A 9,726-nucleotide genomic window follows, 5' to 3' on the forward strand; every position below is an offset into this window, starting at 1 on the left:
CATTGCTCTTTCACAGCTCTCACGCCAAGTTGAAAACCGAACAGATAAACGTCCCCAGCTTGCTGATCTACGAGAATCAGGTTCCATTGAACAAGATGCCGATGTTGTGCTGTTTGTTTATCGTGGAGAATATTATCTCAAAAATGAAGCACCCAAAGAAAGCTCCCTTGAGTATAGTAAATGGCAAGAGGCAATGGAGAAAGCCAAGGGCAAAGCTGAGGTTATTATAGCCAAACAACGTCATGGTCCGACAGGCGTCGTTCCTCTTGCCTTTCAATCCGATTTTACACGCTTTAGCGATCTGGAAGAGAGAAGATAATCGTAATATCTTAGAAAAAATCCAAGAGGCTCTCACCCAAAATTATGCATCTTAAAACGCCCTTTGAAGACCCTTTGAAAGACCTTTGAAGACCCTTTGAAAACCCCTTTAATTTTTTTAAAAAGACGTGAATTTTAAAAATGAATTGCTGCAAAACCTAGTGTCAATGTAGTTTGACAGTAAGTTTTGCAGTAAGTGGGAAGAGGTGGGATGAGTTAGGAATAGGTGGTAATTTGTTGTTTTTATAACTATTTTTTACCATTAAATGCGCGTTTTGTCAAAATAGATTTTGACACCTGAAATTGGAAAAAAATGCGAAAAGTGGTAAAAATCACGATTTTGTAGCAAAAATGAGAAAAGGCTTTGAAAGGTCTTTGAAAATCCTTTGAAGATTTTTAAAAAGTCTGTGAAAGCCCAGAAAACCGCCTTTGAAGACCCTTTGAAAAAAATCAATCCAAAAGTTCAATGGACTCCAAAATCAGCCAAAAATGACTCAAAAAGCAAAAAAGATTTTCACCTATTGATGATTATCTCTTTTTAGAGGCAATATATATTTGTAAATCAAATAGTTATGTAATTTTTCTAATGTAAAAAGATTTTCATATCGATTTTTGATTTTATAGGGGCATTAAGCCGTATCTTGTGTAGTTACTAGATGTGCTTTTTCAGCTTCAATTTGACGTTTTAAATGCAGTTTTAGAAGAGGAAAAGTTGCCTCGACTTCTTCCATATCATTTATGTTTTGAACAAGCTCTTGTAACTTTTTATAAAGCTCTGCCGCTAATTCCGCTATATCTTCAGGGGGGAGTTTTATATTTGCATCGCGATAGGTTGTATAAGCTATGCGACCGAGTTTTTTCATGAGTCCAGCAGGAATGGTAGGTACTTTAAAACCAGCTGCTTTCGCTTTTGCTATGTCACTAAACATTTCACCTTCACCAGTAACGAGCCAATCTAAGGATATTCCACAACGATTTTTATATATTCGCATTATAGATGCAGGGGGTTCTTGCAAACCCGTTTCATAATTACGCATAGTTGTTTCGGGAATATCAAAATGTTTAGCAAATTGCTTACGCTCCGTGAAACCAAGGGTTTGCCGTATTTCACGTAATCGTTTTGCGAGTTCTGTTTTAGGTTCTTTTTCAGGGCGTGCCAAAAAAAATCACTCCAAATGCTTTTTCGGTATTTACAAAAGCCAAATTTGGCATTATGTATCCTATTACCGCCCATTATTGAGGGCGTTTATTGTACATTTAACCCCACAAAAAACGGATGATTTGAGCATCCGTTTAAAGCAGGAGCGAAAGTTATGACAATCACACAAAAATGGGATCGCCATAGTATTTTAGCCGAGCTACGCCGCCGTAACATGACCTTGGCGGAGCTCGCGAAAGCATATCAACTCCCTTCATCCAGCGTTCAGCATATCTGGACACGACCCAATGAGAAAGCCGAGCGTGCTATTGCAGACTTTATCGGCTTGCCCGTCGAGCAAATCTTCTTTGAGCGTTACCCCAAAAGTCGCCGTCGCATTTTTAAAGCAGCAAAACACGCTCATACGGATTCCATCAAACATTCCCCATTGCGTGGGAGTGCTGCTTAAACTTCGTTGTCAGGCTTTGCGTGTTAGCGCATTTGCCATGAATTTAAATACCATAAGATAAAAAGGTTTATCAATGTCTAAAGATCAAGACGAAATAGGCAAGGTAAATTGCATAGAGTTTCATCCTGGGGCAGCCATTTTTGTGGTTTTGTTTTCCATAGCTGATGATCAGATTAGCTTTATAGGAGGTGATTATGGTTGCTGCTTATAATTTATGGACCCCAGAGGAAAAGAGAGAGATCTTCAATCCTTATTCAGAAGTTGAACGTTTAGAAATGATGCTTACCTGTTCTTTTAGAGCAGTGAGTTTTGGTTTTAGGCATCTGCCGATACGCTTTATTATAGATCCGCCGCATTCTTTGTTTGATGCGATGTTGGCGCGGCAAATTGCCATTCATATTTTGCATTATCAGTTTGAGGTGCCACGGCGGCGTATTGTTGCCATACAAGCACGGCAGCGGACTTCTATTTCTCTGTCTCTCCAAGCGGTTAATCGCCGTTTAATGGAACCTGTTTTTGCGAAAGCCTATCGAAGATGGGCGGGTCGTGCGATGGATTTGTTTTTACGAGAGATCAGAAAGGCGGGGGCAGCGTGATGGCACAGTTTCAAGAAATTGCTTTAAATTTGATTGTTGTTCCCGACCGTATACGCCCTGTTGATGATGAGCATGCCAAGGCACTTGCGCAATCGATGGAGCGTGAGGGATTGATGAATCCTATTACGGTGCGCCATACACCCAATGCTAAGGAGGGTAATTATACCCTGATTGCTGGAGCACACCGACTGCGTGCTGCGGAGCTTTTGGGTCATAGCGAAATTGATGCGGTTGTGGTGCAGGCTGATAAGGACAATGCTGCGCTATTGGAAGTTGCAGAAAATCTTTTCCGCAATGAATTGTCGGTGATTGACCGTGCGCTTTTTGTGCAGACCTACCGCGAATTGTGGGAAAAGAAGTATGGGGAAATTAAACGTGGTGGGGATGGTAGTAATCAATATAAAGCCAAAAAAGAGCAATTGGGTCAAGTTGATCCTATTGCTAAAATGAGCAATAGTGCAAACATTGCACAATTGCATGATGAAGAGCAATTGGGTAAACATTACCCTTTTGCTGAACATGTGGCAGATCGCATTGGTTTATCGAAACGTGCAGTGCATTATTTAACGAAAATTTCCCAGCATTTACAGCCGGAGTTGCGGTCGGTTTTGCGTGGGACGGCATTGGCAGATAATCAGGCACAGCTGTTGAAATTAGCCAAGATGGAGCCGGTTTCCCAACGGCGGGTGGCGATTGCTTTGCAACAGGTTGAGGGAGATTTACGGCGTGCTGTTGATTTGGTCAATGGGATTAATACGCCACCGAAAGTTAATGAACAGGAACGGATTTATGCCCAATTGTTAGGGGTATGGAAAAGAGCAGATGCGCAGACAAAGGCGCGTTTTTGTGATTATCTTGAGAAAGAACGGGGGGATTAGCAGGCATGAAGAGGCATGGTTCTCAACAGCTTGATTTTTTTCAAAAGCCGGTTTTTCCTTGCCGCGAACCGGTTGCGCAGATTGATTTGGAGCGGTTTCGTTCCCGTATAAAGCGCGCCATGGCGCGTGCTTTGAAAGACTGCCGGCATGAACGCAGTGTGATTGCGGAGCGTATGGCGTATTATTTAGGGATTGGTTGTTTAAGTAAGGCCAGTTTGGATGCTTATGTTGCAGAAAGTAAGCAGGTTGATATTTCCCTGCCACGTTTTAAAGCCTTTGTGCGAGCAACAGAAGCCTATTGGCTTTGGGATGAGGTTGTGAGTGAAGATGGCTTGTTGTTGTTACAAGGGGATGAAGCGCGTTTAGCAGAGATTGCAAGGCTTCAGCAGGAACAGCGTGAGATTGCGGTGCGCTTGAAAGCCATGCGTGCAACGCCGGTACAAATTAAACGGGGGCAGCCATGAAGGAATGGTTCAGTATTTCTGAATTGGCTGAGGCGGCTTTGCCAGGATTGCCGAAAACAAAAATCGGTCTTAATAATCTTGCGCTTAAGAAATGGCGTTTAAATACACAGTTGTTTCGCCAAACATTAGGCAAAACGAAACCGGTTTGGGAATATCACATTTCCTTATTACCGGAAGGAGCGCGTGCGGCATTGATGGTGCGCTCTGGTGGTGTGTGTATTGCGCAACAAAGTCAAGGTGAGAAAAAAGCTGAGCAAAGGGATCAAAAGGAAAGTGTTTGGGCACGTTATGAGGGTCTTTCGAAGGCACATAAAAGACGTTGTGAAGAGCGTTTGAAGGCACTTTGTTCTCTGGATGATTTACTCCAAGCTGGTATGGGGGTGCATGATGCAGCAAGCTTGTGTGCGGTGCAATTTGGAGTGAGCTATCGTTCACTTTTTCATTGGCGGCAGATGGTGGAAGGGTATGAGCGCACAGATTGGTTGGCAGCCTTGGCACCTTGTTATGGTGAGGAGAATTTCTCGCACATGGCGCCTTGTCATGAGGGTGCCTGGGAGGTTTTGTGTTCGGATTATTTGCGTCCTTCAAAGCCTTCTTTTTCGGCATGTTATCGACGCATGGTGATGGTTGCGCGTGAGAACGGGTGGGAGCCCCTTCCTTCAGAGCGGGCTTTGAGGCGCCGTTTCAATAAAGAGATTTCTAAGTCGGTTGTAGTATTAGCACGTGAGGGTGAGGAAAAGGCAAAGAAACTTTATCCGGCACAACGGCGTGATCGCTCGAGCCTTCATGCTTTGCAAGCAGTGAATATGGATGGGCATAAGCTGGATGTTTTTGTGCGTGTTCCTTGGGCAGAAAAGCCCGTACGGCTTTATTTGATTGCGATACAAGATCTTTATTCAGGCAAGATTTTATCGTGGCGCTTGTCGGATGCAGAGACTTGGGAAGTTGTGCGTTTGGTGATTGGTGATATGGTAGAGCATTATGGCATACCGGAGCGGATGACCTTGGATAATGGGCGTGCTTTTACCAGCAAGTGGATTTCTGGAGGTGTGCAAAACCGTTTTCGCTTTAAGATTAAGCCGGATGATCCACAGGGTCTTTTGACAAGTTTGGGTGTGCAATTGCAATGGACGACGCCTTATAGTGGACAATCGAAACCGATTGAGCGGGCTTGGCGTGATTTAGCAGAGGCAATATCCAAGCACCCTTTTTGTGCGGGGGCTTATACGGGTAATAAGCCTGATGCTAAGCCTGAAGATTATGGAAAACGTGCGATAGGATTTGAAGATTTTAAAGCCCATGTTGGCGCGCAGATTGAGGCGCATAATGGGCAAGCAGGGCGCAAGGCACTCAATTGTGCTGGGCGCAGTTTTGATGAGACTTTTGTAGCAAGTTTGAGATCAGAGGGGACGATTATCCGGCAAGCAACAGCGGCGCAGCGTGCTTTATGGCTTTTGACCTCTGAGGCATTGCGTACGCAAAAAGGGACGGGCGAGATTCATTTTTATGGCAATCGTTATTGGGCGCGTGCGCTCAATCAATATGCGGGGCAGAAGGTGATTGTGCGCTTTGATCCAGATCATTTGCAGCAAGATTTGCGGGTTTATGATTTGAACAATCGGTTGCTTTGCATGGCACCGTGTCTTGCGGATGTGGGTTTTTATGACCAACAAGCAGCGCGTTTAAATGGGCGTTTGCGTAAAGAGTATGTGAAGGCTGTTAAAGCAGAAAAACAGTTGGCAGCCAAGCTTGCACCTGATCACTTGGCAGATGTTTATGGGCGGCTTGAACGAAAGGATGATGGTTCAACATCTAAGCCTATTGTCAAACCAAAGGTTAGCCGCTTGGTTCCCAATAATGTGGGGAATTTAGCTGTGAAAGCCAATAGTTGTGAAGATTTAGGGGATGATGAAGCTTTGGGGGCAGAAGAATTTAGTCAACATTTGCACAAAGCCTTAAGACGGCTTTCCGCCTCTGATGAGGGGCGTGAAGTGATTAAATTTCCACGACAAGAGGGATAAGAGAAGGAAATTTTAAAAGAGCAGGTTTTGTATCGCGTACGGCTTGCAGCGTTAACAAAGAAAGGGGGGAGGAAACTTATCCATTTCAAAATCTTAATCAATACGATCAAATCTTCAGATGTCTTTGCTTGTTAGGGTGAGGATCATGGAGTGATTCATTTTCCCCCAAGAGATAAGGAGAGGGGGGAGTTTTTAAGGAAGCCGATTTTGTATCGCGTACGGCTTGAAGTGTTCACAAAGAAAGGGGGGGGAGGCATCTTATCCGTTTCAAAATCTTAATCAATACGATCAAATCTTCAGATGTCTTTGCTTGTTAGGGTGAGGATCATGGAGTGATTCATTTTCCCCCAAAAGATAAGGAGAGGGGGATTTTTCAAGGAAGCCGGTTTTGTATCGCGTACGGCTTGAAGTGTGTATTGAAGACAAAAGAAAGGGGCAGGTAGGAGCCCGTCCCCTTTCGGTGTCTAAATCAATACGAAAGGGGAGTATATATGAAATACGCGATCAATGCAACAATTGATAAAAATCCTTGGGTGCGCCCTAAAAACCAGCCCAGTGAAATGACAGCCAACCGCACGAGTGATGATATCGCTTTATGGAATGAGCTTGTGGATGCGGTGAGAGGTTTAGCCCAGATCAATGATTGGTCTAAGGCAGAAGTGGCGCGGCGCATCGGCATGCCTGATGGGACGTTTTCGCAATGGTATTCTGGCAGCTATGCAGGGCAATTGGGCAAGCAGAATGCAAAGGTTCAACAATGGGTTGATTCTGTAAAGGAAACGGCAGGTTTTTTGGAGATGATCCCCGAAAAGCCAGGGTTTCAAAAGAATCGTATAGCGAGTGAGATTATTGACACTTTAACGCTTGCACAAAGTACAGGCGACATGGTGATGATCACGCTTGATGCGGGCAATGGTAAGACGGAAACGTGTCGTCATTACCGCGCAACGCGCCCGCATGTTTACCTTGTGACAGCAAGCCCGCATACGCGCAGTGTTCATGGTATTTTGAATGATATGGCAGCGGAATTAGAAGTGGTTGAATATAATCCCACCCGCTTAACGCGTGCGATTGGCAAGAAATTAGAGCGTGTGGGAAGTGGGACGCTGCTGATTATTGATGAAGCGCAAAATTTAACGGATGAGGCGATTAATCAGTTGCGTCATTTTGTAGATATTAATGGCACCGGTTTAGCTTTGGTGGGGAATGATGAGATTTCAGGGCGTTTGGTTCATCGTCAAAATGGACCTTCTTATGCGCAAATTAAAAGCCGATTGGCGATGCATCTGAAACGTCGCAAGCCCTATAGTGAAGATATTGCTGCGCGTATTCATGATTGGGGGATTGCAGATGCTGGTGCGATAAAGTTTTTAACCGGTATTGGGTTAAAGGCTGGTGCTTTGCGGCAAATTGATAAGACGATCATGTTAGCCCGCATGGCAGCGCTTGGTGATGGGAGTGAGGTGAGGCTGAAACATGTCAAAGCGGCATGGAAAAACCGTGATGTGGAGGAATTGGCATGAGCGAGATAAGCAATATGGAATTATCGAATACGCTTGTTGGTCTTTATGATGACTATCAATGTGGTTTGGATATTGGAGAGCCGCTTAAATTATGTGTTGATTTGGCGTTATCGCTTGAATTGGAACTGAGTATTCACCGTTTGGGGGAAGCCGATGTGGTTTTAGAGGAGCAAGTCGTGGAAGTTTTCCGTCGTAGTCAAGCTCTTCATGCCAAGAGTGATGAGTGTGAGAGAGGAACGGTTATTCATATGGATTTTGGAGGGAAAAAATAATGGAACGGGATCCTTATATGGTGGGAGAGTGCTTGGTTGCTTTGCGCTCTGCTTTGCTCAAGCATGAAGTGGAAGGCATTTTTTTGAGTGCAAAAGATGTTCGAGAATTGAATGATTATTTGCGCCGTCTTGCTGGCTATAACCACATTTTAGGTCATGAGCTTTTGCGGTGTCGTTGGCAATTGAAAGCGGGTTGTGCGCTTTCTTCAGGGGAAGTTATGCCGTTTCGTTGGTTTCAAGAAAAAAAGGAGGAAGTTGATGATGGATCAACAAATTGAGCTTGAAGGTACGCGTTATATGAAGGATGCGAAAGGTGCTTTGGTGCCGGTCAGTCTGATCCGTCCTGCGGATTTATTAGAAGATGAAACGGTGCGTAAGGTTATGGGGTATGCGAAGGAGTTATCGGCAAGGATTGCACGTTTTAACAGCCATACGATTGCGGATTTGAGTGCTTTTGATCGCTTGCTTGCGCAAGAATATGGTGTAGAGCGTCGTGGCAAAAAGGGCAATTGCACTTATACAAGTTTTGATGGTTTACAGCGCATTAAGGTGCAAGTTCAGGAGAGTTTTGATTTTGGACCCCAATTGCAAATTGCCAAAAGCCTTCTTGATGAATGTTTGAATGAATGGTCTGCGGATGCGCGCCCTGAAATCCGTGCAATTATTACGCGCGCTTTTAATACGGATAAGGAAGGCAAGGTGAATCGAGGAGAAATCTTTATGTTGTTACGTTTGGCTATTGATGATCCCCGCTGGAGCGAGGCGATGCGTGCTATTCGCGAAGCCATTCGTGTGACAACCTCTAAGGAATATGTGCGTTTTTATGAGCGTGATACATTGGAAAGCCCTTGGCGGGCTGTGACGCTTGATTTGGCGAAGACGTAAAGAAGGGGTACCATGTCTTTAGCGGCTATTCATATGGGCAAACGCGCGTTAGGTCTTGATGATGAGACCTACCGCGCTCTGCTTTTTCGATTGACGGGTAAGCAATCGGCAAAAGATTTGAGTGTTTCAGAACAGCGTTTGGTGATGCAAGAAATGCGCGCGTATGGTGGTGGTGTCACTGGCAAGCTTTTAGAGGGCAAATATGCCAAAAAACTTCAAGCCTTATGGATAGCTGGATGGAATCTTGGCATTATGCGTGAGCGTTCAGATAAGGCATTGCTTGCTTTTGTCAAAAGACAGACAGGGATTGATCATATTCGTTTTTTACGCGATAGCGATGATGCGAGCAAAGCCATTGAGGCGTTAAAGGGTTGGTTACAGCGTGAGGGTGGAGTTGACTGGAGAGGGAAAAAGCACCAAGATTCATGGGGGAGAAGTTCAAGTATTTGTATTTTGTGTGCTCAATGGAAACGTTTCAATGAAGGTTGCTTGTTTGATGTGGCAGCTTTTCATCAAAGCGTTATGAACGTGAGTGGTAAAGCTTTGGGCGAGATGAGTGGGCGCGATTTTATACGTGTTATGAATGTTTGGGGGCGGAAAATTCGTCAAGGTGTTCAAAGCGAGGGGTAAGCTGGTCATGGAAGATGAAGATTATCACCATTTTCCCCTTCTATTACGTGAAATATCTGATGTTGCTGGTGTTGATGCGGCATGGAATATGGTTCGTGCTTTTGGTGGACGACAAGTTTATATCCCAGGGTGCCTTGAGCATGCGGATTGGTTGATAGAAATTGTAGGTTTTGAAGAGGCCGAGCGACTGATCAGGCATTTTTGTTTCAAAGGTTCAGGGGTGCGCCTTCTTATTCCTCTTTGTAGCCATGTATCCCGTCGGCAAAAAATGATAAAAGCCTTGCAACAAGGCTGGTCTGCGGATACTGCGGCGGCTGTTTCTGGCATGCATGTGCGTACAGCCTATCGCTTGAAGAAGAAAATATCTTTGCAAGACCCACAAGGTTCGTTATTTGCAGAGTTTGAATGATTTTAAGCGCCACCATAGTCTTTAAGTGTTTAGGTTGTCTTGTTATGGCGTAAAACAGTATCCTGAGATTGGTAGGTGATCTATGACTGACAGTGTCAGACTTATATTGTGTTTTGGAAATCC

The 9,726-nt window shown here is 44.5% G+C and carries 14 protein-coding genes; 13 read left to right on the forward strand and 1 reads right to left on the reverse strand.

Annotation, left to right across the window (positions count from 1 at the left end):
* Positions 1–319, forward strand: a 319-nt coding sequence (locus tag BN67_RS11335; protein ID WP_019222461.1) for a DnaB-like helicase C-terminal domain-containing protein, incomplete at its 5' end; no start/stop codon positions are given.
* A gap of 628 nt (positions 320–947) precedes the next feature.
* Here the strand turns inward: BN67_RS11335 and BN67_RS01855 are convergent.
* The gene (locus BN67_RS01855) at positions 948–1,478 is read right to left on the reverse strand and encodes a helix-turn-helix domain-containing protein (RefSeq protein ID WP_019222463.1); all 531 of its coding nucleotides are present in this window, start codon (positions 1,476–1,478) and stop codon (positions 948–950) included.
* 153 nt (positions 1,479–1,631) lie between these two features.
* On the opposite strand from BN67_RS01855, the gene BN67_RS01860 reads away from it, so the two are divergent.
* The 12 genes from BN67_RS01860 to BN67_RS01915 all read left to right on the forward strand — a co-directional run bounded on the left by BN67_RS01860 (position 1,632) and on the right by BN67_RS01915 (position 9,603).
* Positions 1,632–1,925, forward strand: a complete 294-nt coding sequence (locus tag BN67_RS01860) for a helix-turn-helix domain-containing protein (protein WP_019222464.1) — start codon at positions 1,632–1,634, stop codon at positions 1,923–1,925.
* A gap of 73 nt (positions 1,926–1,998) precedes the next feature.
* On the forward strand, positions 1,999–2,136 hold the full coding sequence (locus BN67_RS14375) for a hypothetical protein (protein ID WP_019222465.1): 138 nt from the start codon (positions 1,999–2,001) through the stop codon (positions 2,134–2,136).
* Complete coding sequence (locus BN67_RS01870) at positions 2,120–2,521, forward strand: hypothetical protein (protein WP_019222466.1); 402 nt, start codon at positions 2,120–2,122, stop codon at positions 2,519–2,521. The genes BN67_RS14375 and BN67_RS01870 overlap by 17 nt, the downstream gene beginning before the upstream one ends.
* Positions 2,521–3,399 (forward strand): ParB/RepB/Spo0J family partition protein, encoded by an 879-nt coding sequence (locus BN67_RS01875; protein WP_019222467.1) that lies wholly within the window; start codon positions 2,521–2,523, stop codon positions 3,397–3,399. Before BN67_RS01870 ends, BN67_RS01875 begins: the two co-directional genes overlap by 1 nt.
* A 5-nt stretch (positions 3,400–3,404) precedes the next feature.
* Complete coding sequence (locus BN67_RS01880; RefSeq protein WP_019222468.1) at positions 3,405–3,863, forward strand: hypothetical protein; 459 nt, start codon at positions 3,405–3,407, stop codon at positions 3,861–3,863.
* Positions 3,860–5,884, forward strand: a complete 2,025-nt coding sequence (locus tag BN67_RS01885) for a transposase domain-containing protein (RefSeq protein ID WP_019222469.1) — start codon at positions 3,860–3,862, stop codon at positions 5,882–5,884. The genes BN67_RS01880 and BN67_RS01885 overlap by 4 nt, the downstream gene beginning before the upstream one ends.
* Positions 5,885–6,375: 491 nt before the next feature.
* Positions 6,376–7,407 (forward strand): AAA family ATPase, encoded by a 1,032-nt coding sequence (locus BN67_RS01890; RefSeq protein WP_019222470.1) that lies wholly within the window; start codon positions 6,376–6,378, stop codon positions 7,405–7,407.
* Positions 7,404–7,679 (forward strand): hypothetical protein, encoded by a 276-nt coding sequence (locus tag BN67_RS01895; RefSeq protein WP_019222471.1) that lies wholly within the window; start codon positions 7,404–7,406, stop codon positions 7,677–7,679. Before BN67_RS01890 ends, BN67_RS01895 begins: the two co-directional genes overlap by 4 nt.
* On the forward strand, positions 7,679–7,957 hold the full coding sequence (locus BN67_RS01900) for a hypothetical protein (RefSeq protein ID WP_019222472.1): 279 nt from the start codon (positions 7,679–7,681) through the stop codon (positions 7,955–7,957). Before BN67_RS01895 ends, BN67_RS01900 begins: the two co-directional genes overlap by 1 nt.
* On the forward strand, positions 7,941–8,564 hold the full coding sequence (locus BN67_RS01905) for a DUF3164 family protein (RefSeq protein WP_026088115.1): 624 nt from the start codon (positions 7,941–7,943) through the stop codon (positions 8,562–8,564). The genes BN67_RS01900 and BN67_RS01905 overlap by 17 nt, the downstream gene beginning before the upstream one ends.
* Before the next feature lie 12 nt (positions 8,565–8,576).
* The gene (locus BN67_RS01910; RefSeq protein WP_019222474.1) at positions 8,577–9,194 is read left to right on the forward strand and encodes a regulatory protein GemA; all 618 of its coding nucleotides are present in this window, start codon (positions 8,577–8,579) and stop codon (positions 9,192–9,194) included.
* A 7-nt stretch (positions 9,195–9,201) separates the two neighbouring features.
* The gene (locus tag BN67_RS01915; protein ID WP_019222475.1) at positions 9,202–9,603 is read left to right on the forward strand and encodes a helix-turn-helix domain-containing protein; all 402 of its coding nucleotides are present in this window, start codon (positions 9,202–9,204) and stop codon (positions 9,601–9,603) included.
* The last annotated feature ends 123 nt before the right edge of the window (positions 9,604–9,726 follow it).

Origin of the sequence: Bartonella rattaustraliani AUST/NH4, assembly GCF_000312565.1 — a bacterium.
Taxonomy (GTDB): domain Bacteria; phylum Pseudomonadota; class Alphaproteobacteria; order Rhizobiales; family Rhizobiaceae; genus Bartonella; species Bartonella rattaustraliani.

Excerpts from the sequence above, each read along its gene's own strand:
- BN67_RS01895 (WP_019222471.1), top strand. The coding sequence starts at position 7,404 with ATGAGCGAGATAAGCAATATGGAATTATCGAATACGCTTGTTGGTCTT.
- BN67_RS01910 (WP_019222474.1), top strand. The coding sequence starts at position 8,577 with ATGTCTTTAGCGGCTATTCATATGGGCAAACGCGCGTTAGGTCTTGAT.
- BN67_RS01905 (WP_026088115.1), top strand. The coding sequence starts at position 7,941 with ATGGATCAACAAATTGAGCTTGAAGGTACGCGTTATATGAAGGATGCG.
- BN67_RS01885 (WP_019222469.1), top strand. The coding sequence starts at position 3,860 with ATGAAGGAATGGTTCAGTATTTCTGAATTGGCTGAGGCGGCTTTGCCA.
- BN67_RS01875 (WP_019222467.1), top strand. The coding sequence starts at position 2,521 with ATGGCACAGTTTCAAGAAATTGCTTTAAATTTGATTGTTGTTCCCGAC.
- BN67_RS01890 (WP_019222470.1), top strand. The coding sequence starts at position 6,376 with ATGAAATACGCGATCAATGCAACAATTGATAAAAATCCTTGGGTGCGC.
- BN67_RS01915 (WP_019222475.1), top strand. The coding sequence starts at position 9,202 with ATGGAAGATGAAGATTATCACCATTTTCCCCTTCTATTACGTGAAATA.
- BN67_RS01880 (WP_019222468.1), top strand. The coding sequence starts at position 3,405 with ATGAAGAGGCATGGTTCTCAACAGCTTGATTTTTTTCAAAAGCCGGTT.
- BN67_RS01900 (WP_019222472.1), top strand. The coding sequence starts at position 7,679 with ATGGAACGGGATCCTTATATGGTGGGAGAGTGCTTGGTTGCTTTGCGC.
- BN67_RS01860 (WP_019222464.1), top strand. The coding sequence starts at position 1,632 with ATGACAATCACACAAAAATGGGATCGCCATAGTATTTTAGCCGAGCTA.
- BN67_RS01870 (WP_019222466.1), top strand. The coding sequence starts at position 2,120 with ATGGTTGCTGCTTATAATTTATGGACCCCAGAGGAAAAGAGAGAGATC.
- BN67_RS14375 (WP_019222465.1), top strand. The coding sequence starts at position 1,999 with ATGTCTAAAGATCAAGACGAAATAGGCAAGGTAAATTGCATAGAGTTT.